The 20,069-nt window shown below is 62.4% G+C and carries 22 protein-coding genes; 13 read left to right on the top strand and 9 right to left on the bottom strand.

Annotated features, from left to right (window positions below):
* The first annotated feature begins 172 nt into the window (after positions 1 to 172).
* The gene (locus QMO80_RS08140; protein ID WP_049736051.1) at positions 173 to 433 is read left to right on the top strand and encodes a DUF1344 domain-containing protein; all 261 of its coding nucleotides are present in this window, start codon (positions 173 to 175) and stop codon (positions 431 to 433) included.
* Positions 434 to 621: 188 nt separating this feature from the next.
* Here QMO80_RS08140 and QMO80_RS08135 read toward each other — a convergent pair whose 3' ends face one another.
* The 4 genes from QMO80_RS08135 to QMO80_RS08120 all read right to left on the bottom strand — a co-directional run bounded on the left by QMO80_RS08135 (position 622) and on the right by QMO80_RS08120 (position 4,117).
* Positions 622 to 1,212, bottom strand: coding sequence for a histidine phosphatase family protein (locus QMO80_RS08135; protein WP_283199611.1), 591 nt, complete (start codon positions 1,210 to 1,212; stop codon positions 622 to 624).
* 21 nt (positions 1,213 to 1,233) lie between these two features.
* A complete protein-coding gene (fabI, locus tag QMO80_RS08130; protein ID WP_049736024.1) occupies positions 1,234 to 2,052 on the bottom strand; it encodes an enoyl-ACP reductase FabI in 819 nt (272 codons plus the stop codon).
* A gap of 122 nt (positions 2,053 to 2,174) precedes the next feature.
* The gene (locus tag QMO80_RS08125) at positions 2,175 to 3,380 is read right to left on the bottom strand and encodes a DnaJ C-terminal domain-containing protein (protein WP_283199610.1); all 1,206 of its coding nucleotides are present in this window, start codon (positions 3,378 to 3,380) and stop codon (positions 2,175 to 2,177) included.
* A gap of 278 nt (positions 3,381 to 3,658) precedes the next feature.
* Positions 3,659 to 4,117: an RT0821/Lpp0805 family surface protein gene (locus QMO80_RS08120; protein ID WP_283199609.1), complete on the bottom strand. Its 459-nt coding sequence runs from the start codon at positions 4,115 to 4,117 to the stop codon at positions 3,659 to 3,661.
* A 65-nt stretch (positions 4,118 to 4,182) separates the two neighbouring features.
* On the opposite strand from QMO80_RS08120, the gene pdxH reads away from it, so the two are divergent.
* Positions 4,183 to 4,803: a pyridoxamine 5'-phosphate oxidase gene (pdxH, locus tag QMO80_RS08115; protein ID WP_116405046.1), complete on the top strand. Its 621-nt coding sequence runs from the start codon at positions 4,183 to 4,185 to the stop codon at positions 4,801 to 4,803.
* A gap of 6 nt (positions 4,804 to 4,809) precedes the next feature.
* Here the strand turns inward: pdxH and QMO80_RS08110 are convergent, their stop codons facing one another.
* Positions 4,810 to 5,847: a polysaccharide deacetylase family protein gene (locus tag QMO80_RS08110; protein ID WP_283199608.1), complete on the bottom strand. Its 1,038-nt coding sequence runs from the start codon at positions 5,845 to 5,847 to the stop codon at positions 4,810 to 4,812.
* Between the two features lie 215 nt (positions 5,848 to 6,062).
* Between QMO80_RS08110 and QMO80_RS08105 the strand changes: the two genes are divergently transcribed.
* On the top strand, positions 6,063 to 7,346 hold the full coding sequence (locus tag QMO80_RS08105) for a D-alanyl-D-alanine carboxypeptidase family protein (RefSeq protein WP_283199607.1): 1,284 nt from the start codon (positions 6,063 to 6,065) through the stop codon (positions 7,344 to 7,346).
* Positions 7,347 to 7,427: 81 nt separating this feature from the next.
* Entirely contained in the window at positions 7,428 to 7,745 is a 318-nt protein-coding gene (locus tag QMO80_RS08100) for a MazG nucleotide pyrophosphohydrolase domain-containing protein (protein WP_283199606.1), read from the top strand.
* A gap of 19 nt (positions 7,746 to 7,764) precedes the next feature.
* On the opposite strand, the gene QMO80_RS08095 is transcribed toward QMO80_RS08100, so the two are convergent.
* The 3 genes from QMO80_RS08095 to QMO80_RS08085 all read right to left on the bottom strand — a co-directional run bounded on the left by QMO80_RS08095 (position 7,765) and on the right by QMO80_RS08085 (position 10,853).
* On the bottom strand, positions 7,765 to 8,256 hold the full coding sequence (locus QMO80_RS08095; RefSeq protein ID WP_283199605.1) for a GNAT family N-acetyltransferase: 492 nt from the start codon (positions 8,254 to 8,256) through the stop codon (positions 7,765 to 7,767).
* 14 nt (positions 8,257 to 8,270) lie between these two features.
* Entirely contained in the window at positions 8,271 to 9,686 is a 1,416-nt protein-coding gene (gene tldD, locus QMO80_RS08090; RefSeq protein WP_283199604.1) for a metalloprotease TldD, read from the bottom strand.
* Between the two features lie 492 nt (positions 9,687 to 10,178).
* Complete coding sequence (locus tag QMO80_RS08085; RefSeq protein WP_283199603.1) at positions 10,179 to 10,853, bottom strand: invasion associated locus B family protein; 675 nt, start codon at positions 10,851 to 10,853, stop codon at positions 10,179 to 10,181.
* 316 nt (positions 10,854 to 11,169) lie between these two features.
* On the opposite strand from QMO80_RS08085, the gene coxB reads away from it, so the two are divergent.
* The 6 genes from coxB (at position 11,170) to QMO80_RS08055 (ending at position 16,474) form a co-directional block, all read left to right on the top strand.
* The gene (gene coxB, locus QMO80_RS08080; RefSeq protein WP_283199602.1) at positions 11,170 to 12,054 is read left to right on the top strand and encodes a cytochrome c oxidase subunit II; all 885 of its coding nucleotides are present in this window, start codon (positions 11,170 to 11,172) and stop codon (positions 12,052 to 12,054) included.
* A gap of 17 nt (positions 12,055 to 12,071) precedes the next feature.
* Positions 12,072 to 13,772, top strand: a complete 1,701-nt coding sequence (gene ctaD, locus QMO80_RS08075) for a cytochrome c oxidase subunit I (protein ID WP_283199601.1) — start codon at positions 12,072 to 12,074, stop codon at positions 13,770 to 13,772.
* 66 nt (positions 13,773 to 13,838) lie between these two features.
* The gene (locus QMO80_RS08070) at positions 13,839 to 14,789 is read left to right on the top strand and encodes a heme o synthase (protein WP_283200141.1); all 951 of its coding nucleotides are present in this window, start codon (positions 13,839 to 13,841) and stop codon (positions 14,787 to 14,789) included.
* Positions 14,789 to 14,929: a hypothetical protein gene (locus QMO80_RS08065; RefSeq protein WP_283199600.1), complete on the top strand. Its 141-nt coding sequence runs from the start codon at positions 14,789 to 14,791 to the stop codon at positions 14,927 to 14,929. The genes QMO80_RS08070 and QMO80_RS08065 overlap by 1 nt, the downstream gene beginning before the upstream one ends.
* Complete coding sequence (locus tag QMO80_RS08060) at positions 14,926 to 15,534, top strand: cytochrome c oxidase assembly protein (RefSeq protein ID WP_283199599.1); 609 nt, start codon at positions 14,926 to 14,928, stop codon at positions 15,532 to 15,534. The genes QMO80_RS08065 and QMO80_RS08060 overlap by 4 nt, the downstream gene beginning before the upstream one ends.
* Before the next feature lie 61 nt (positions 15,535 to 15,595).
* Positions 15,596 to 16,474 (top strand): cytochrome c oxidase subunit 3, encoded by an 879-nt coding sequence (locus QMO80_RS08055; RefSeq protein ID WP_064837125.1) that lies wholly within the window; start codon positions 15,596 to 15,598, stop codon positions 16,472 to 16,474.
* A gap of 351 nt (positions 16,475 to 16,825) precedes the next feature.
* Here QMO80_RS08055 and QMO80_RS08050 read toward each other — a convergent pair whose 3' ends face one another.
* On the bottom strand, positions 16,826 to 17,467 hold the full coding sequence (locus QMO80_RS08050; protein ID WP_283199598.1) for a chloramphenicol phosphotransferase CPT family protein: 642 nt from the start codon (positions 17,465 to 17,467) through the stop codon (positions 16,826 to 16,828).
* A gap of 132 nt (positions 17,468 to 17,599) precedes the next feature.
* Between QMO80_RS08050 and QMO80_RS08045 the strand changes: the two genes are divergently transcribed.
* The 3 genes from QMO80_RS08045 (at position 17,600) to ispH (ending at position 19,991) form a co-directional block, all read left to right on the top strand.
* Positions 17,600 to 17,980, top strand: a complete 381-nt coding sequence (locus QMO80_RS08045) for a DUF983 domain-containing protein (RefSeq protein WP_283199597.1) — start codon at positions 17,600 to 17,602, stop codon at positions 17,978 to 17,980.
* Positions 17,973 to 18,728, top strand: coding sequence for an SURF1 family protein (locus QMO80_RS08040; RefSeq protein ID WP_283199596.1), 756 nt, complete (start codon positions 17,973 to 17,975; stop codon positions 18,726 to 18,728). The genes QMO80_RS08045 and QMO80_RS08040 overlap by 8 nt, the downstream gene beginning before the upstream one ends.
* A 261-nt stretch (positions 18,729 to 18,989) precedes the next feature.
* Positions 18,990 to 19,991 (top strand): 4-hydroxy-3-methylbut-2-enyl diphosphate reductase, encoded by a 1,002-nt coding sequence (gene ispH / locus QMO80_RS08035; RefSeq protein ID WP_283199595.1) that lies wholly within the window; start codon positions 18,990 to 18,992, stop codon positions 19,989 to 19,991.
* Positions 19,992 to 20,069: the final 78 nt, after the last annotated feature.

Here is a 20,069-nt window from a genome sequence, read left to right as displayed (position 1 = left end):
GGCACGTCATGGGGAGGGAAAAGCCGCGGTTAACGCTTTGTCTTGATTATATTTAAAATCCTATTCATCAATTAGGCGGGAAAAGCCATTCTTACGGGCAATTTTCGCCATATTCAGGAGGCTATCTGTGGCCAGTCATGTTCTCGTGCAGCGTTTCAAAAGGATTGTCGCCATGCGTTTCGTCGTCGCCACGCTTTTGGCAACAGCAAGTTTCCTGTCGCCGATGAGCGGTTTTGCCGAGAGCGCCGATGTCGAGGCGACGATCAAGAAGGTCGACACCGCCAATCTCGTGCTGACGCTCGATGACGGCAAGACCTATCAGGCGCCTGAGGAATTCAATTTCGACGGGCTGGCGGCCGGCGTCAAGGTGATCGTCTTCTACACCGAAGTCGACGGCAAGCGCGTCATCAACGATCTCGATATCGTCAAGTAGGGCCGCTTCTGGAGAATGGTAAGGTGAGGTTCGCGCCAATGGCTGCCCCTCACCCTAGCCCTCTCCCCGTAAACGGGGCGAGGGGACGTGCCCTGCGAGACGCCAGTGGGGAACGAGAGGTTGCGGCACACCCCCTTCGCCCCGTTTACGGGGAGAAGGTGCCGGCAGGCGGATGAGGGGCAGGCGCCCTACAACCAGACGATCGTCCGCTCGGCGGTGTCGATCCTGACGATCTGGTCCTGGGGGATTCCGCCTTCCGCGGCACTGCTTTTCGGCAGGTCGGCGATCATCTGGAACAGCGTGCGGATGACGCCGCCATGGGTGACGCAGACGGTCGGGCGATCGACGGATTGCAGCCATGAGCCGGTGCGCCATGAGAGGATCTCGTAGCTTTCCGCGTCGTCGCCGGGCGGGATGAAATCCCATTTCGAGGCGTTGCGTTCGGCCACCCGCTCGCGCTGCGTCGCCTTCAGCTCCTTGAGCGTCGAGCCCTCCCAGTCGCCGAAGGAAATCTCCACCAGTCTCTGATCGGTGCGATAGGCAAGCGGCGGCAGGCCCATGGCGGCGCGGACGATTTCCATCGTCGCGCGCGTGCGCCCGAGTGGGCTTGCGACGAAATCGAATGCGCCGACCCTGTCGCCCAGAATTTCGCCAAGCGCCAGCCCGTTCTGCCGGGCCTGTTCCAGGCCGGTGGCGTTCATCGGGATGTCCTTCTGGCCTTGCAGTCGGCGCTCGGCATTCCAGTCGGTCTGACCGTGTCTGATCACGTAGATAAGCACGGGTCTCGGCTCCGGAATGCTTCAGTCCTTGACGACCGAAATGTCGGGGGCGTCGACCGCTTTCATGCCGATGACATGATAGCCGCTGTCGGCATGGTGCACTTCGCCGGTGACGGAGCGCGAGAGATCCGACAGCAGATAGAGGCCGACGTCGCCGACTTCTTCGATGGTGACGGTCCGGCGCAGCGGCGCGTTGTATTCGTTCCACTTCAGAATGTAGCGGAAATCGCCGATGCCGGAGGCGGCGAGCGTCTTGATCGGGCCGGCCGAAACGGCGTTGACGCGGATGTTCTGCGGTCCGAGGTCGACGGCCAGATATTTGACGCTTGCTTCGAGCGCGGCCTTGGCGACACCCATGACGTTATAGTTCGGCATCACCTTTTCGGCGCCGTAATAGGTCAGCGTCAGCATGGCGCCGCCATCCGTCATCAGCTTCTCGGCGCGGCGTGCGACCGAGGTGAAGGAATAGACGGAGATCTGCATCGTCTTGGCGAAATTGTCGGCCGAGGTGTCGACGTAACGGCCGGTCAGCTCGTCCTTGTCGGAAAAGCCGATCGCATGCACCAGGAAATCGATCTTGCCCCAGAGCTTTTCGACGTTTGCGAAAACCTCGTCGATGGTGGCTTCGTCGGCGACGTCGCAATGGCCGACCAGCGTCGCGCCGATTTCGGCGGCGAGCGGCTCGACGCGCTTCTTCAGCGCATCGCCCTGGTAGGTGAGCGCGACTTCTCCGCCCTGCGCATGAATGGCCTTGGCAATACCCCACGCAATCGAGCGATTGTTGGCGACACCCATGATGACGCCGCGTTTGCCTGCCATGAGGCCGGATGCTTGAGCCATATTTCGCTCCCTAGGAATTCTGATCGATCCTGCCTATGGCATAGGCCGCTAATCGGTTCAAGCTTGGCCTGGATCATCAACTGTTAGGTATCGTAACAAAGGGTGCGAAAGTCATAAATATTTCACAGGAACAGGCCTTCGCGCATGCTCCGCATGAGATCGGTGACTTTGTCGTCGGGCTTTTCCCACAGGATAATGCGCAATTCGACGACGAGATCGCCCCTGCCGCCCTCTTCGCGAGGCAATCCCTGGCCGGGAATTCTAATCGTCTTGTCCGAGCCGGACCATGCGGGGATCGTCACGTTCAGCGGCCCGCTCGGTCCTTCGATACGCGCCTCGGTGCCGAGCACGGCATTTTCGATGCTGAGCGGCAGCACCGCATGCAGATCGAAACCGTCGACCGTGAAGCGTGGATCGGGCGCAATGCGAATGTTGATGACGGCATCGCCCCGCTGCATGCCCGGCAGCTTGAAGCCTTGTCCCTTGAGCCGCAGCTCGTGACCATCCTTGGTGCCGGCCGGCAACGCGAAACCGATCTCGCGACCCTCCGGCAGTGAGGCGGTGATCCAGCCGCTTTTCAGCACGTCGTCGATCGTCACCGTCGCCGTCGCCACCTCGTCGGGGGCTTTTTCCAGGCCGGTATCCTTGGCGCCGGTGAACCGGCGCACCAGGGATGTCAGGATACTGAGCGGCAGCGGCAGGTTGGCGCCGGCATTTGGTCCAGCCTCGCCGGCCTCCTCGTCGCCCTTGGTTTCACCCTCGGCGGCGTCGCCATCCACGCGCCTGCCGGCCTCGCCAGCCTGCTGGTTTTGGGCCTGTTGATTCTGTGTCTGCTGGCTCTGGGCCTGCTGGTATTGCGCCTGTTGCGCGCGAGCCTGAGCCTGGCCGCCGGCCGCAGCGCGGGCCTGAGCGCCGAAAATGCGATCGACCATCTCGTCGGCGGGCTCGGCCGATCCTGCCTGTTGTCTGGAGCCGTCGGCGGCGGCCTTCTGGGCGGCGCGCGCAAGCTCTTCCATCACCCGCTCGGCATTGGCCTGCGCCGCTTTGGCGCGCACGGCGGCCTCGCGGGCGGCCTGGCGCTGCTGCATGATCGTCTGTTCCTGCTTCTTGGTCTCCGCCATCCGCAAGGCATTGTCGAACAGGCTGCGTTTGCGCGGGTCCTTCAAAGTTTCATAGGCGCGGCCGATCTCGGCGAACCGGGCCGTCGCCGTCGGATCGCCCTGATTGTGGTCGGGATGGGCCGATTTGGCCATGTTGCGCCAGGCCGCCTTGATCTCGTCTGCTGCCGCGTCGCGCTTGACGCCCAGAATTTTATAAGGATCGCGCATGTCAAACCGCCGGTGTTGCGATGCGGGAAGCCACGTCCTTGCCCGGCATCCCGAAATTCCGAAATCAAAAGCCCAATAACAATTCGCGCCATCCCGCCGCACAGGCATGGACAGCCGCTCTTAACGCCGATCGTGCGCGGGAGTTGCTAATCACTTCTTATTTCTATGGAGAGATGTGGGGTGTTTTGCGCCGAATGGTTAGCTTTTTACTAAGCATTCGGCAGACAGGCGTGGGACGTTAACCTGTCGGGCCGCCGGATCAGCTTTCCCGCCGGAAATTAACTTTCCGGCTGGAAGCTCAAAAGCTGCCAGTTGCCGCCGCCGACGAGGCAGGTCTTGCCGTAGAATTTGGCGATGCCGACATAGGAATGCCGGGTCGTGCGGAACTGGCGGCAGACCTGGCCTGATTCGTTGTTCTCGACGATCGTATCGATGACGCCGGCGCTGCCTGTCGATGCATTCGCCCAGGGAAGCGGCTGGCCCTCGAGCCTTTGCACATCAGCCGAGGTCACGGCATTGCGCACGGTCATCTCGTCCGACAGCGTATCGGTGCTCGGCGGCGCCTGCGGCACGGTGCCGGTCGCCACCGACCGGTCGACCTTGGCTTCACTGAGAAAATCCATGCCGCCTGCCAGGCAGCCGGAAAGCGAAAGCATGGCAACGCCGATGACGAAGAACGCGCAGCTGCGTTGCCGCAGGCTCTTTGTATGGCGATATGACTTTGCTATGACTTCCACCCTGCGTCCTGTCCAGTTATCAAAAGCTGGGCGAGTTTTGAATAATCCGGGGCATTTGAACCAATATGTCGGCAAACGAGTTAACAAGCGGTGACTTTACCGAAAGTGGCGAACCCTTCAAGCTCTTTGCCGAATGGCTGGGAGAAGCGGAGGCTTCCGAACCCAATGACCCGAATGCCGTGGCGCTGGCAACGGTCGATGAGGATGGTCTTCCCAATGTCCGCATGGTTCTCCTGAAGGGATTCGACGAAGACGGTTTTGTCTTCTACACCAATTTCGAGAGCCGGAAAGGCCGTGAAATTCTCGGCCAGAAGAAAGCCGCCATGTGTTTCCACTGGAAAAGCCTGCGCCGCCAGGTCAGGCTGCGCGGCCCGGTCGAGATCGTCACCGATGCCGAGGCCGACGCTTACTTCAAGACGCGGGCCCGCGGCAGCCGCATCGGCGCCTGGGCTTCGAAACAATCCCGCCCGCTCGAAAGCCGATTCGCGCTTGAAAAGGCGGTGGCCGAATATACCGCCCGTTATGCCATCGGCGAAATTCCGCGCCCGGCCCACTGGTCGGGCTTCCGCATCCGGCCGACCTCGATCGAATTCTGGAAGGACCAGAACTTCCGCCTGCATGACCGCATCGAATTTCGCCGGCCCTTGCCGGAAGGCGCATGGGACAAGGTCAGGATGTACCCGTAAGCGGCTCTATTGGCCCATCAGCTTCAGCGGAATGCCGGAGGCGAGCGCTGAGACGTAGCGTCGCTTCTGGTAGAAGCCGTTCAGCGAAATGCGGCTGAGATAGCCGGTTCTGCTCGCCACCGGCAGGCCCGGCTGGGTGGTGACCGCAGCCTCGAAGCCGAGATTGCGGGCAATCGCCGCCTCGCGGCTGGTCGCCGCCTCCGGCGTGCCGTAGGGATAGGCGATCGTCTTGGGGCGGATGCCGGTCACCGCTTCGACGTAATCGGCTGAAACCTGCATTTCTATCCGCGCTTCGGCTTCCGGCAGGCGGGCCAGCGCCCGGTGGCTGATCGTATGGGCGCCGAGTGCGGCGAGGGGATGGGCCGCCAGCCATTGCAACTGAGCGGGGCCCATCACCAGTTCGCGCGTGATATCGGTCGGCTCGATGCCTTTTTCCCGCGCCAGCCTGTCGATTGCGGCAACGGCGTGCGCCTCGTCGGAACGGTGGATATACCAGGCGAATCGATCGAAGGCAGTCCATTGCTGCTGCGGATCGTCGAGCGCCAGGCGCTCGCTGCCGCGGCCGAAATCGAAGCGGAGTTCGCTTGACCGGCGCAGGAGCACGGCGAGCGTCTCCCACCAGATGCTGTGCGAGCCCTCGGCAAAACCCTTGGCGACGAACACCGTGAACGGCGCCCGATGCTGTTCGAACACCGGCAGCGCGTGCTCCAGATTGTTGATGTAGCCGTCGTCGAGCGTGAAGGCGGCAAACGGCTTTCCGCCTTCGGGTTCGGCCAGCAGCGCCGGCACCTGATCGAGCGGCACGAAGCGATAGCCCTCCCGCCGCAGCCGCCGCAGCGCCGTATCGAGAAAGCCGGGGGTAATTTCGAGATGCGCATTCGGCTCGAAAGCCTGGGTCACATGCGGGCGGACATGATGCAGCGTGAAGACGACGCCGCGTCCGCGCGCTTGACGCATCAGCCCGGCGGCGGCGATCAGCCAGGAAAGCTCGAGCCCGGCGCCGATCGCCGCGCGTTTTGCCAGTCGCTTGAATTGTCCCGCCATGCGCCGTCCGTTGCTTTTTTCAGGAAACTAGCAAGCGCGGCTTAAGCCTTGCTGAATCCCGGTTTGGCACGGGTCTTTTCATTTCCTGTTAACCAAGGCGATGAAAAGACTAGAAAAATGATAGGAGTTGCCTCAAAGTCGCGCCAAACTTGCCGCTTCTGTCACATTCCGGCACAAGGCCGATCATCGAGAGCCGACGCATCAAGGGGAACTGCATGAGAACGCTTCTGGCGGCCGTTTTGACCGCAACGCTGGCCGTTTCGGCGCCTCTTGCGGCCTTGGCCGGCAGCGCTTCATTGATCCTCGATGCCCGCACCGGCAAGGTTCTCGCCGCCGAAAACGCCGATACGCTGAACCATCCGGCCTCGCTGACCAAGATGATGACACTCTATCTCACCTTCGAAGCGCTGAAACGCGGCAAGATTTCCTGGGATACGCCGATCAAGATGTCGAAATACGCCGCCGCCCGGCCGCCGACCAAGCTCGGCGTCAAGGCCGGCGGCACGATCACCGTGCGCGAGGCGGTCTACGGCATGATCATCAAATCCGCCAATGATGCCGCCGCCGCCATGGGCGAGACGCTCGGCGGCTCGGAAAGCGGTTTTGCCCGGATGATGACGGCCAAGGCCCGCCAGCTCGGCATGAGCCGCACCGTCTTCGTCAATGCCTCCGGCCTGCCGGACGGCCGTCAGGTCACCACGGCGCGCGATATGTCGACGCTCGCCATCGCGCTGATGAAGAATTATCCGAACGAATACCGGCTGTTTTCGGCGGCAAGCTTCAATTTCCGCGGCCGCACCGTGCGCGGCCACAACAATCTCATGTACCGCTACCAGGGCATGGACGGCATCAAGACCGGCTACACCAATGCCTCCGGCTTCAATCTCGTCAGCGCCGTCAAGGACGGCAACCGCCGCGTCGTCGGCGTCGTGCTCGGCGGCCGCACCGCCCGCAGCCGCGACGCCAAGATGGCCGGTCTGCTCGACCGTTACCTCGGTCGGGCCTCCTCTTCCGGCGGCGCCAAGCTGGTGGCGAGCGTCGGCGCCAGGGAGCCTGTCGAAGTTGCCTCCGCCGCCGATGCTTCCGATGTTCCGGTGCCGCTGAACGCCCCACGCCCAGCCGACGATCTTGCCGCAAAGAGCCTGGCCTATGCCGATGACGCCGTCGTGCCGCTGGACCGTCCGGTCGCGATGGACGAGATCCTGAACGCCGGCAAGGCGCCGAAAATGTCGGCAGAAAAGACCGCTGGCGACTGGCAGATCCAGATTTCGGCCGCCCCGAGCGCCGAGGCGGCGCGTGCGCTTCTCGCCCAGGCGAAGTCGGAAGGCGGCGCGCCGCTCGTTTCCGCCTCGCCCTATACCGAGGCGGTCGGGACGGGCGCCAACAAGATCTATCGCGCCCGCTTCGTCGGCTTCGCCAGCAGGGATGCCGCCGTCTCCGCCTGCGATGCGCTGAAGCAGCGCTCCTACGACTGCATGCTGCTGCCTGACCACGGCTGATCGCCGCGGCAGCTTAGGCAGGGCCACTCTGGACAATCATCGGGAATCAGCGTCCCCTCCATAAACAAAAGGAGAACGCCGATGCTGCGCCGTCTCGCCGACCAGTTCGAAACCTCATCCGCCGCCTATGCCGCGGCCAACGGCATCGAGCGTGACCCTGACTGGTTTCTCTTGAAGCTGCAGGAGGAGGTGGGTGAACTCACCCAGGCCTGGAACCGTGTCACCGGATGCGGGCGCCGCAGGGACCGAACGCCGGAAGAACTCGACCGCGATCTCGCCGACGAAACCGCCGACCTGCTCGGCCATATCCTGCTCTTTGCCCGCCGCAACGATATCGATCTGGCCGCGGCGATCGAACGGAAGTGGCGTTTTCAGCCGGCGGAAGTGTCGAAGAGTTGAGGCATGTCGGCCGTCCGTGTCAGCCGACCTTATGCCGGTAAAACTTGGTGTCCACCGCCATCAGCGGGAAGGCGCGGGGCAGGGCGGTCTTGGCGATCTCGGTAAAGCCGTTCTTCTCGTAGAAGCGATGGGCGGCGACGAACTTGTCCGTCGTGCCAAGGAAGATATCGGTAAGGCCGGCAGCCCTGGCATGGGAAAACATGCGGTCGAGAAGCAGCGCCGCCACGCCATGCTCGCGGCCGCGAACCTCGGCGGCGACGAACATCTTGCGCAGTGCCGCCTGATGATTGCCGATATCCTTCAAACCAAGCGTGCCGACGATGGCGCCGTCCTTGACCGCGACCCAGAACTGCCCCTTGCCGGACTGGTAGAAATCCGGGATGACCCTCAGATCCGGCTGCGCATCGGCGGTGATATCGATGCCGAATTCCTCGCGCTGGATCGGCAGGATCACCGACAGCACGTCATCGGCGTCGCCTTCGGCAAAAGGTCTGATCTCGATCTCCGCCATCGGTTCCTCCCGCCTCAGGTCTGGGTGCCGCCGACGGTCACCTGATCCATGCGCAGATGCGGCTGGCCGACGCCGACCGGAACCCATTGGCCGGCCTTGCCGCAATTGCCGATGCCGGTATCGAGCTTCATGTCATTGCCGATCATCGATACCCGCTTCATCGCATCCGGGCCGTTGCCGATCAGCATGGCGCCCTTGATCGGCGCGCCGATCTTGCCGTTCTCGATCAGATAGGCCTCGGTGCAGCCGAAGACGAACTTGCCGGAGGTGATATCCACCTGGCCGCCGCCGAAGGAAACGGCATAGACGCCCTTCTTCACCGAGGCGATGATTTCCTCGGGCGTCTTGTCGCCGCCGAGCATATAGGTGTTGGTCATGCGCGGCATCGGCACATGCGCATAACCCTGGCGGCGGCCGTTGCCGGTGGGCGCCATGCCCATCAGCCGAGCGTTCTGCCGGTCCTGCATATAGCCGACGAGCTTGCCGTTCTCGATCAGCACGTTGTAGCCCGACGGCGTGCCCTCATCGTCGATGGTGATCGAGCCGCGGCGGTTGTCGATCGTGCCGTCGTCGACGACGGTGACACCAGGGGCGGCGACCATCTGGCCGAGAAGGCCTGAAAAGGCCGACGTCTTCTTGCGGTTGAAATCGCCTTCCAGCCCGTGACCGACAGCCTCGTGCAGCATCACGCCCGGCCAGCCGGAGCCGAGAACGACGTCCATCGTGCCTGCCGGCGCATCGATCGCTTCGAGGTTGACGAGCGCCTGGCGCAGCGCCTCGTCGGCGCCGTACTGCCAGCTGCCCTCGGCAATGAAGTCGCCGAAGCCGATACGCCCGCCGCTGCCGTAGGAACCGCTCTCCTGCCGGTCGCCTTCGCCGACCATCACCGAGATGTTGATGCGCGTCATCGGCCTGATGTCGCGCACGCGATGCCCGTCGGCGCGCAGGATGTCGACCACCTGCCAGCTCGCCGCGACCGAGGCCGTCACCTGCCGCACCTTGTCGTTCTTGCCCCTGAGATAGGCGTCGATATCCTGCAGGAGCTTGACCTTTTCCTCGAAGCTCGGCTGGCCGATCGGGTTCTGGTCGCCGTAGAATTTCTTGTTGGTGCCTTGCGGGGCCGCCGCATAGGAGCCGGAATAGCCGCGCGTCACTGCGCCCACCGCATCCGCCGCCCGCTTCAGTGCCGCCACCGAAAGATCGCCGGCATGGGCAAAACCGACCGCTTCGCCGGCAACGGCGCGCAGGCCGAACCCCTGCTCGGTGTTGAAGCTGCCGCCCTTCAGCCGGCCATTGTCGAAGGTCAGCGCTTCGGCCTGTGCATGCTCGATAAACAGCTCGCCGTCATCGGCGCCGGCGAGCGCCTCGGCGACCAGACCACGCATCGTGGCTTCGTCGGCATCGAATAGCGTCAGGAGATCGGTGGTCATGGTCTGGCTCCAATGGGCATGCGTGCGGGAATGCGCTTACGCATCTAGATAGGGCTCATGATGATAAGGAGTGAAGCCCTGCGGTGGAATATTCTTTGTTGGGAAGCATAATGTGGCGAAAGTCATCCCGGGTCCTAAGTCCCGGCTGTCCGGTTCGCGGGGGAGGGGTCTTGCCCTCATTTTTACGCACGAGGAGTAGGCGGGGAACGGAGAGGGCGCGACGCAATCTCTTCTCCCCTGCGGGGAGAAGGTGCCGGCAGGCGGATGAGGGGGCTGCACGGCACATCCTTCACGTAAACCCTGCTCACGCCATGCCCAAGACGTCGAAACCATACTGTGCGGTCGAAACCGGCATTGGCTTGTTGGAAAGACCGGCGGCGGCGGCCCCCTCATCCGCCCTACGGGCACCTTCTCCCCGCTGGGGAGAAGAGGGAATCGAGACGTCATGAACTCCCCCGCAGCCGGATAAGGGGCGGGCTGAGGCCGGCGCCCTCAAGGCAGCGCGTCAAAACCCTCGGCAAAACCCTTGAGGTCGACGGGGATGCCGATGCCTTCTTCGGGGGTCTGGAAGACGATGAAGGTTGCCTGGGCGCCGCTGCGGAAGGTCTTCAGCAGCTCGTCCTCGAGCACGACTTCGGCATAACAGCCATCGGCGAAGCAGCGCACGAAATAGGCGCGGCCGATATCCTTGCCGTCGACATTGAGGCCGAGGCCGTTCGGCAGGAGCACGCCGAGCGGCGCCAGCACGCGCAGAATCTTCGACTTGCGGTCGGCCGTCTTCAATACGACGACGGAAAGCCCGACCTCCGGCCGATCCTCGGCGATGACGTTCTGCATCAGCGCGCATTGTTCAGTCGCCGCACCTGCCGGCTTGTCACAGACGACCGACCATGCGCCATGATTGGATTTCACCGTGCCCGGCGCCTGCGGCTGGGTCTGGCCGGGTGACACCTGGATATTCGGATTGGCCGCACCCGGCTGCTGCGGCGTCGCACTCGGAGCAGGAGCAGGAGCAGGAGCAGGAGCCGCAGCCGGCGGCTTGGCCTGTGCCGGCGCCGGTTGCTGTGCGAAAACGGGCGTCGTCGCTGCGGCCGCGATGCTGGCAGTCACGAGAAGCGACTGCGCGAGGGAACGGAAACCCATGGAAACCTCTGGATATCGAATCATTGCGGCTATTGTTGAAGCTGCCCACCAAAAATGAAAAGCCCCACCCCGTGAAAACCGGGGGACTGCGGCGGAAATTGGACCTTTCGGCAATAATGTGCGGCGCGCGGATTGGCCGGAAAGCCGATTTTTCATATGCTGATGAAAAACTTGGGATGTTTTGCCCTTCCGGCCTGCCTATGCTTTCAGCAAAAATGCCGCATAGACAATTGCTCTGACCTGTTGCGGCAAATGCCAAACTGTGGTTTGAAGCGCTGAAGATGGCAAGGATTCTGCGTTCTATTGTGCAGGTCAAGCGCTCGAGGGAGATAATAAGGTGATGAAGAAGGCTTATGCAGCCCTGACCACGCTGGTCTGTCTGCTTTTTGCTTCCGGCACATATGCCGACCAGCCGCTGCCGTGGCAGGCAACGCTGCAGCCGGCAGCGACGCCGATCATGCGGGAAATCCACTGGTTCGAACAATATACCCTGTGGTTTATCGTTCCGATCACGCTCTTCGTTCTGGTCCTGCTCATTGTCGTCTGCGTCAAGTTCCGCGCCAGCGCCAACCCGGTTCCCTCGAAGACGAGCCACAACACGCTGATCGAGATTGCCTGGACCGTGGGGCCGGTCCTGGTGCTGCTTCTTCTCGCCATTCCCTCGTTCAACCTGCTGACGGCGCAGCTGACGCTGCCTGAAAACCCCGACGTGACGATCAAGGCGACCGCCACCCAGTGGCAGTGGAACTACGAATATGAAGGTTCCGGCGACAGCCCGCTGGCTTTCGACAGCTACCTCTTGAAGGATCAGGACCGCGCCGCGGCCGGCAAGGAAGACAAGTCGGTTTATCCGAGACTTCTCGCCGTCGACAACGAGCTGGTGCTGCCTGTTAATAAGACGGTCCGCGTGCTCGTGACCTCGGCCCCGACCGACGTCATCCACGCTTTTGCGATGCCCTCCTTCGGCGTCAAGATCGACGCCGTGCCGGGCCGCCTGAACGAGACCTGGTTCAAGGCCGAGCGCGAAGGCCTGTTCTATGGCCAGTGTTCCGAGCTCTGCGGCAAGGACCACGCGTTCATGCCGATCGCCATCCGCGTCGTCTCCGAGGACAAGTACAAGCAGTGGCTGACGACAGCCGCCAGTGACCTGCCCGGCGCCTACAAGACACTCATGGCTGCAACCGATGGTCCCGCAAAGACCCTCGACGTCGCCGAAGCACAGTAATTAAGGGGATCGGGACAATGGCTGGACCTTCCGCTCACGACGATCATTCTCACGGTCATGCCCATGATGACCACGCCCATGATCATGACCACGATCACGGGCACAAGCCGAGCTTTGTCAATCGCTGGCTGTTCTCGACCAACCACAAGGACATCGGCACGCTCTATCTGATCTTCGCGATCATTGCAGGCATCATCGGCGGCGCGCTGTCGGTGGCCATGCGCATGGAGCTGCAGGAGCCTGGCATCCAGATCTTCCACGGCCTGGCCTCGATGGTCTACGGCTATGAGGGCGATGCCGCGATCGACGGCGCCAAGCAGATGTTCAACATGTTCACGACCGCGCACGCGCTGATCATGATCTTCTTCATGGTCATGCCGGCGATGATCGGCGGTTTCGCCAACTGGATGGTGCCGATCATGATCGGCGCGCCGGATATGGCTTTCCCGCGTCTGAACAACATCTCCTTCTGGCTGATCGTTCCGGCCTTCGCGCTGCTGCTGCTGTCGATGTTCGTCGAAGGCCCGGCAGGCGCCTATGGCACGGGCGGCGGCTGGACGATGTATCCGCCGCTGGCAACGAGCGGCACGCCGGGACCGGCGGTCGATCTGGCGATCTTCGCGCTCCACATTGCCGGCGCCTCGTCGATCCTCGGTGCGATCAACTTCATCACCACGATCCTCAACATGCGCGCTCCCGGCATGACGCTGCACAAGATGCCGCTGTTTGCCTGGTCCGTGCTGATCACCGCCTTCCTGCTGCTGCTGTCGCTGCCGGTTCTGGCAGGCGGCATCACCATGCTGCTCACCGACCGCAACTTCGGCACCTCCTTCTTCTCTCCGGAAGGCGGCGGCGACCCGATCCTTTACCAGCACCTGTTCTGGTTCTTCGGTCACCCTGAGGTCTACATCCTCATCCTGCCGGGCTTCGGCATGGTCAGCCACATCATCTCGACCTTCTCGAAGAAGCCGATCTTCGGCTATCTCGGCATGGCCTACGCCATGGTCGCGATCGGCGCCGTCGGCTTCGTCGTCTGGGCCCACCACATGTACACGGTCGGCCTGTCCCTCGACGCGCAGCGCTACTTCGTCTTCGCGACGATGGTCATCGCCGTTCCGACGGGCGTGAAGATTTTCTCCTGGATTGCGACGATGTGGGGCGGCTCGATCTCGTTCCGCACGCCGATGCTCTGGGCGATCGGCTTCATCTTCCTGTTCACGGTCGGCGGCGTCACCGGCGTCCAGCTCGCCAATGCCGGTCTCGACCGTTCGCTGCATGACACCTATTACGTCGTGGCCCACTTCCACTACGTTCTGTCGCTCGGCGCCGTCTTCGCGATCTTCGCCGGCTGGTACTACTGGTTCCCGAAGATGACCGGCTACATGTACAACGAGCTGGTCGGCAAGCTGCATTTCTGGATCATGTTCATCGGCGTCAACCTGGTGTTCTTCCCGCAGCACTTCCTCGGCCTCGCCGGCATGCCGCGCCGCTACATCGATTATCCGGATGCCTTTGCCGGCTGGAACTATGTTTCCTCGATCGGCTCCTACATCTCGGCCTTCGGTGTGCTGATCTTCCTCTATGGCGTCTTCGAAGCCTTCGCCAAGAAGCGCGTCGCCGGCGACAATCCGTGGGGTGAGGGTGCAACGACGCTCGAATGGCAGCTGCCTTCGCCGCCGCCCTATCACCAGTGGGAACAGCTTCCGCGCATCAAGTAATTGCGCGGACATCAGGACGCCGCCTTCGATACGGCGTCCTGATGGTAAGACATTCAGGACGGAATGATGACGGTCATCGACAATCACGGGGTGCTTGCAAAGGACGGCGAATTGTCGGAAGCGAGTGCGCGCGATTATTTCGAATTGTTGAAGCCACGGGTGATGTCGCTCGTGGTCTTCACTGCCTTTGCCGGTCTCGTGCTGGCACCGGGCCACATCCATCCCGTCCTCGGCCTGATCGCCATTCTCTGTATCGCCGTCGGCGCCGGCGCCTCCGGCGCGCTCAACATGTGGTATGACGCCGATATCGACGCCATCATGAGCCGCACCGCCAACCGTCCGATCCCGGCCGGCCGCATTGCGCCGTCGGAAGCGCTGGCCTTCGGCCTGGTGCTGTCGGGCTTCTCGGTCGTCATCCTCGGCCTTGCCGTCAACTGGCTGTCGGCCGGCATTCTCGCCTTCACCATCTTCTTCTATGCCGTCGTCTACACCATGTGGCTGAAGCGCTCGACGCCGCAGAACATCGTCATCGGCGGAGCCGCCGGCGCCTTCCCGCCGATGATCGGCTGGGCCTGCGTGACCGACAGCGTGACGATCGAGAGCACCGTGCTCTTCCTGATCATCTTCCTGTGGACGCCGGCGCATTTCTGGGCGCTAGCCCTCTTCAAGATGCGCGATTACGAGGCCGTCGGCGTGCCGATGCTGCCGAACGTTTCCGGCGAGCGGGTGACCAAGCATCAGATCGTCGCCTACGCGGTGCTGACCGCTGTCTGCGCGGTGCTGCCGTCCTTCCTCGGTTTCGCCAGCCTCGGCTACGGCCTGGTGGCCGCGGCGCTCGGCGCAATCTTCATCTACTGTTCCATCGCCGTCTGGCGCATGCCCGACGGCGATCTGAAGATGCTCCCGGCAAAGAAGCTCTTCGGCTTCTCGATCTTCTATCTCTTCGCCGTGTTCTCCGCCCTGATGATCGACCGGCTGACCTCGGTGCTGATCTCGCATGCGGGAGGTTGGTTCTGATGGATATGGTCAAGCTCACGGAAAAGCAGCTCAAGTCGCGCCGCAACCGCAATATCGCGCTGGGCCTGGTGCTTGCCGGCCTCGTCATTCTCTTTTACGCGATCACAATCGTGAAGATCGGCGGGGGAATGGCCGGATGAGCGAAAACCCCGCCGCACCGAAAAAGCCCGGCCGCAACAACGGCGCCGTCGTGATGATGTGCCTGAGCTTCGTCTTCGGCATGGGCGCGATGAGCTATGCCGCCGTGCCGCTCTACCGGATCTTCTGCCAGGTCACCGGCTATAACGGCACGACGCAGCGCGTCGACCAGATGTCGAGCGTCGTGCTCGACCGGACGATGCGCGTTACCTTCGACGCCAATGTCGCGCCCGGCCTGCAATGGGACTTCAAGCCGGTCGAGCGCGAGGTCAATCCGAAGATCGGCGAAACCATCCAGGTCAATTTCACCGCCGAGAATCGCTCGAATGAGACGCAGCGCGGCCAGGCGGTTTTCAACGTCACGCCGGGTGAGGCGGGCGTCTATTTCAACAAGGTGCAATGTTTCTGCTTTACGGAAACGGACCTGAAGCCGGGCGAAAAGCTCGACATGCCGGTGGTGTTCTACATCGATCCTGACATCGTCAAGGCCGTGGAATCGAAGAACATCCATACGGTCACGCTGTCATATACGTTCTACCCGAAAGAGGGTCCGAAGCCGCTGGCTTCGAATGAGGGTGGAGCGGAAAAGAGTGAAAAGAAACTTTGATCAAGGCTCGTTTCCGGCTATGCCGGGAGCGGAGTGAAGGAAGACATCCGGGGATAGCTACATGGCCGATGCTCATCAGAAGAATCACGACTATCACATCATCGATCCGAGCCCGTGGCCGATTCTCGCCTCGCTCGGCGCCTTCATCATGGCGATCGGCGGCGTCTGCTACATGCGTTACCTGAACGGCGGCTCGTTCAAGGTCGCCGGCGCCGAACTCGCCAATCCCTGGCTGTTCTATATCGGCTTCGCGCTGGTTCTCTACGTCATGTACGGGTGGTGGGCCGATACGGTGAAGGAAGCCCATGAGGGCGCCCATACACGCGTTGTCTCGCTGCACCTGCGCTACGGCATGATCATGTTCATCGCTTCGGAAGTGATGTTCTTCGTCGCCTGGTTCTGGGCCTATTTCGACGCCAGCCTCTATCCGAACGAGGCGATCCAGGCGTCGCGCCTGCTCTATACCGGCGGCACCTGGCCGCCGAAGGGCATCGAGGTCCTCGATCCCTGGCACCTGCCGATCTACAACACCGTCATCCTGCTGCTGTCGGGCACGACGGTCACCTGGGCGCACCATGCGCTGCTGCATAACGACCGCAAGGGCCTGATCCAGGGCCTGGTTCTGACGGTGCTGCTCGGCATTTTCTTCTCCAGCGTCCAGGCCTATGAATATGCCCACGCGCCCTTCGCCTTCAAGAATTCGATCTACGGCGCGACCTTCTTCATGGCGACCGGCTTCCACGGTTTCCACGTCCTCGTCGGCACGATTTTCCTGCTGGTCTGCCTGATCCGGGCGCTGCGCGGCGATTTCACCCCGAAACAGCATTTCGGCTTCGAAGCCGCCGCCTGGTACTGGCACTTCGTCGACGTCGTCTGGCTGTTCCTGTTCTTCTGCATCTACGTCTGGGGCGGCTGGGGCGCCCCTGTCGCAGCCGGCTGATTGCAGCGATTTTCAAGGAAAAGGTGGGCCGGGTGCCCGCCTTTTTTGTATGTGGTCCCCATGCTCGGTTCTCGTTAGTAGGGAACGGAGCGGTTGCCGCAAATCTCTTCTCCCCAGCGGGGAGAAGGTGCCGGCAGGCGGATGAGGGGGCCACACGGCACCCCGCCCGTGATGGCCCATCCCACTACGCGACATGGGCGAGACAATGCTGGCGCGGTCGCCCCCCAACGTTTGGAAAGACCTGTTTCTGCGGCCCCCTCATCCGCCCCTACGGGCACCTTCTCCCCGCTGGGGGGAAGGGGGAGTCGATAAGCCGCGGCATGCTTTTGCCCATTTGGGCCTCGCCCTTTCTCACCGCCCGCCGGCAATCCGCTCGAAAGCCGAAGGCTCGGATATGCCGAGATCCAACCGCTGGCGGATCGCCTCGGCGCATTCGAGTGCGGTGAGCACCGATGTATCGACCTCCATGTCATAGATACCTGGCCGGTGCACCTCATCCTGCCAGCGCCGCACCGGTTCGGGGATCGGCACCTCTTCGGTGGCTCTTGCATAAAGGGTCTCGCGGCCCTCCTGTTTGATCTCCCGCCGCTGCATGATCGTCTCGATCGGACAGCGCACACCGACGAACAGCACGGAAAATCCATGGAGACGCCGGGCGCAGTCGCCGAGAATGCCGAGCGGCTGCGAGTAGCTGTCATGATGGCCGAGATCGGCGACCACATTGAGCCCCAAACCGGCATGGATGGCGATCGATTCGTAAAGGGCGGCATAGAGAAACGCTACCAGTTCCTCGAGTTCCGGCCGCTCGCCGCCGGGCCTGAGCCCGATGCCGGGCAGGTAGCGCTTCGGCGTCATGGCATTGTAGCTGTCGACGCCGAGGTTGATCCACGGCCCCTCGAATTCTTCCTGGATTGCGCGCGCAATGCTGGATTTGCCGCTTCTGGGCGCGCCGTTCAAAATAATGATCTGTCCGGCATGGTTATCGCTCGTCATCAGTTTTCTTCTTCTGTTTGGCGCGAATCACCAACAGGTGGCCGCGCGGGCATTTCCATTCGGGATGCGAATACTTTATGGGAGAGTTAAGGCAGCATGGAGTGCCGAGAAGGAATGGCCAGAAGGAATGGTATGAGCGAAGATAGCGCCCATTATCCCCCCGTCGATCCGGTTAAAACAGGCATCAAGGGCTGCTGCCCGCGCTGCGGTCAGGGCAAGCTGTTCGACGGCCTGCTCGGGGTCAAGCCGCATTGCGCCTCCTGCGGCCTCGATTATTCCTTCGCCGATGCCGGCGACGGGCCGGCCGTCTTCGTCATCCTCATCGTCGGCTTCATCGTCATCGGCATGGTGCTGTGGCTGCAGGTGAATTACGGCCCGCCGATCTGGGTGCACATCCTGCTCTTCGGCCCGCTGACGATCGTCCTGTCGCTGCTGACGCTGCGCTGGTTCAAGGGCATCCTGATCGCCATGCAATATCGCCATAATGCCCGCGAAGGACGCCTGAGTGACTGAGATAGAGCATGTGATGCCGCGCCGCCGGCTGCCCGTCATCACCGGCATCCTGGTGCTGATTGCCCTCGCCATCCTGATTTCGCTCGGCACCTGGCAGGTGGAACGCCTCCGCTGGAAAGAAGGCCTGCTCGCCGATATCGCTGCCCGGCAAGTGGCCGCGCCCGTGCCGCTCGCCGATATCGAGACGATGGCGGCAACCGGCGGCGATATCGAATACCGCAAGGTTACCGCCACCGGCCGCTATATCAACAACAAGGAGCGGCATTTCTTCGCCACCTGGCGCGGCCAGACCGGCTTCTACGTCTATACGCCCCTGGAGCTTGCCGACGGGCGCGTGCTCTTCGTCAATCGCGGCTTCGTTCCCTATGAGAACAAGGAGCCGGAAATGCGCATGCAGGGCCAGCTGACGGATCAGCAGACCGTCACCGGTCTCGCCCGTGAAAAACTGCCCGGCAAACCCTCCTCGCTGGTGCCCGATAACGACGTCGCCAAGAACATCTTCTATTGGAAGGATCTTGACGTCATGGCCGAAAGCGTCGGGCTGGAGAAGGCGCGCGTCATTCCGTTTTTCGTCGACGCCGATTCCACCCCCAATCCGGCCGGCCTGCCGATCGGCGGCGTTACCCAGGTCGATCTGCCGAACGACCATCTGCAATATGCCTTCACCTGGTATGGCCTGGCCGCCGTGCTCGTCGCCGTGGTGGGGATCTCCTGGTTTCGCAAACCCGGCAGGCAGCCGGCGCAATAGTATCGCTTCAAATTCCACCTATATTGGGCTAGAGGTCGCTAGTCCCATGCGCGGGACGCTGCTGTTGAAGCTGGACGTTGCCAAGTTCTCCCTCATTCCTGCCCTCGGGTTTAACCCGAGGGATGTCACAGGAATCCTGTGCGCCCAAGTCCTTGGGCGCGGAAGATGGGCTTGGACGTCTGCAGTCACTCACGGCGCCGACGCGCCGTGGCTGGATTCCTGTGACGAGCACAGGAATGAGGAACTATCGACGGAACAGACATGAATATTGCAGCGAAACCTCCCTTGACGATCAGGCTCTGCGGGCCGCGCGGCTTCTGCGCCGGCGTCGACCGCGCCATCCAGATCGTCGTGCTGGCGCTGAAATCCTATGGCGCGCCGGTCTATGTGCGCCACGAGATCGTCCACAATCGTTATGTCGTCGAGGGGCTGGAGGCCAAGGGCGCCGTCTTCGTCGAGGAGCTGGACGAAATCCCGGCCGAGCATCGCGCCCAGCCGGTGGTCTTCTCCGCCCATGGCGTGCCGAAATCCGTGCCGGAGGATGCGGCAAGCCGCAATCTGTTCTATCTCGACGCCACCTGCCCGCTGGTCTCCAAGGTCCACAAGCAGGCGATGCGCCACAATCGCCTCGGCCGCCATGTCGTCCTGATCGGTCATGCCGGCCACCCCGAGGTGATCGGCACGATGGGCCAGCTGCCGGAGGGCTCGGTTTCGCTGATCGAAACGATCGAGGATGCCGACGCCTATAGTCCCGTCGACGCCGACAATCTCGGTTACGTCACCCAGACGACGCTGTCGGTCGACGACACCGCCGGCGTCATCGCCCGCCTACACGAGCGCTTCCCCAATCTCACGGCGCCGGCAGCCGATTCGATCTGTTATGCGACGACCAACCGCCAGGAAGTGGTGAAGCAGGCGGCCCCCGGCTGCGATCTCTTCATCATCGTCGGCGCGCCGAATTCCTCCAATTCCAAGCGGCTTGTCGAAGTGGCGCTGAGGGCAGGGGCGACGAAATCGATCCTGGTGCAGCGCGCCGCCGAACTCGACTGGGACGAGATCGGCGCGATTTCGACGCTCGGCCTGTCCGCCGGCGCTTCGGCCCCCGAGGTCATCGTCAACGAGATCATCGAGGCTTTCCGTGCCCGCTTCGACGCCCGCGTCGAACTGGCCGAAACCGTCCAGGAAACCGAGAATTTCCTGGTCAACCGCGAATTGCGCAGCATCGAGCTGACGGCGGCCGACATGGCCTTCGTCAACGGCTGATCCCCATACTGAAACCTTATCGACGCCGGATGGTCGATCCGGCGGCCCAATAACAGCAATGCATGAAGGCGAGACCTC

Origin of the sequence: Rhizobium sp. BT03 (assembly GCF_030053155.1) — a bacterium.
Taxonomy (GTDB): domain Bacteria; phylum Pseudomonadota; class Alphaproteobacteria; order Rhizobiales; family Rhizobiaceae; genus Rhizobium.
The sequence above is the reverse complement of the archived record's forward strand: the minus strand, read 5'-3'. Positions and strand labels throughout refer to the sequence as shown.

Excerpts from the sequence above, each read along its gene's own strand:
- QMO80_RS08140 (WP_049736051.1), top strand. The coding sequence starts at position 173 with ATGCGTTTCGTCGTCGCCACGCTTTTGGCAACAGCAAGTTTCCTGTCG.
- fabI (WP_049736024.1), bottom strand. The coding sequence starts at position 2,052 with ATGGCTCAAGCATCCGGCCTCATGGCAGGCAAACGCGGCGTCATCATG.
- QMO80_RS08125 (WP_283199610.1), bottom strand. The coding sequence starts at position 3,380 with ATGCGCGATCCTTATAAAATTCTGGGCGTCAAGCGCGACGCGGCAGCA.
- pdxH (WP_116405046.1), top strand. The coding sequence starts at position 4,183 with ATGTCGGCAAACGAGTTAACAAGCGGTGACTTTACCGAAAGTGGCGAA.
- QMO80_RS08110 (WP_283199608.1), bottom strand. The coding sequence starts at position 5,847 with ATGGCGGGACAATTCAAGCGACTGGCAAAACGCGCGGCGATCGGCGCC.
- QMO80_RS08105 (WP_283199607.1), top strand. The coding sequence starts at position 6,063 with ATGAGAACGCTTCTGGCGGCCGTTTTGACCGCAACGCTGGCCGTTTCG.
- QMO80_RS08100 (WP_283199606.1), top strand. The coding sequence starts at position 7,428 with ATGCTGCGCCGTCTCGCCGACCAGTTCGAAACCTCATCCGCCGCCTAT.
- QMO80_RS08095 (WP_283199605.1), bottom strand. The coding sequence starts at position 8,256 with ATGGCGGAGATCGAGATCAGACCTTTTGCCGAAGGCGACGCCGATGAC.
- tldD (WP_283199604.1), bottom strand. The coding sequence starts at position 9,686 with ATGACCACCGATCTCCTGACGCTATTCGATGCCGACGAAGCCACGATG.
- QMO80_RS08085 (WP_283199603.1), bottom strand. The coding sequence starts at position 10,853 with ATGATTCGATATCCAGAGGTTTCCATGGGTTTCCGTTCCCTCGCGCAG.
- coxB (WP_283199602.1), top strand. The coding sequence starts at position 11,170 with ATGAAGAAGGCTTATGCAGCCCTGACCACGCTGGTCTGTCTGCTTTTT.
- ctaD (WP_283199601.1), top strand. The coding sequence starts at position 12,072 with ATGGCTGGACCTTCCGCTCACGACGATCATTCTCACGGTCATGCCCAT.
- QMO80_RS08070 (WP_283200141.1), top strand. The coding sequence starts at position 13,839 with ATGACGGTCATCGACAATCACGGGGTGCTTGCAAAGGACGGCGAATTG.
- QMO80_RS08065 (WP_283199600.1), top strand. The coding sequence starts at position 14,789 with ATGGATATGGTCAAGCTCACGGAAAAGCAGCTCAAGTCGCGCCGCAAC.
- QMO80_RS08060 (WP_283199599.1), top strand. The coding sequence starts at position 14,926 with ATGAGCGAAAACCCCGCCGCACCGAAAAAGCCCGGCCGCAACAACGGC.
- QMO80_RS08055 (WP_064837125.1), top strand. The coding sequence starts at position 15,596 with ATGGCCGATGCTCATCAGAAGAATCACGACTATCACATCATCGATCCG.
- QMO80_RS08050 (WP_283199598.1), bottom strand. The coding sequence starts at position 17,467 with ATGACGAGCGATAACCATGCCGGACAGATCATTATTTTGAACGGCGCG.
- QMO80_RS08045 (WP_283199597.1), top strand. The coding sequence starts at position 17,600 with ATGAGCGAAGATAGCGCCCATTATCCCCCCGTCGATCCGGTTAAAACA.
- ispH (WP_283199595.1), top strand. The coding sequence starts at position 18,990 with ATGAATATTGCAGCGAAACCTCCCTTGACGATCAGGCTCTGCGGGCCG.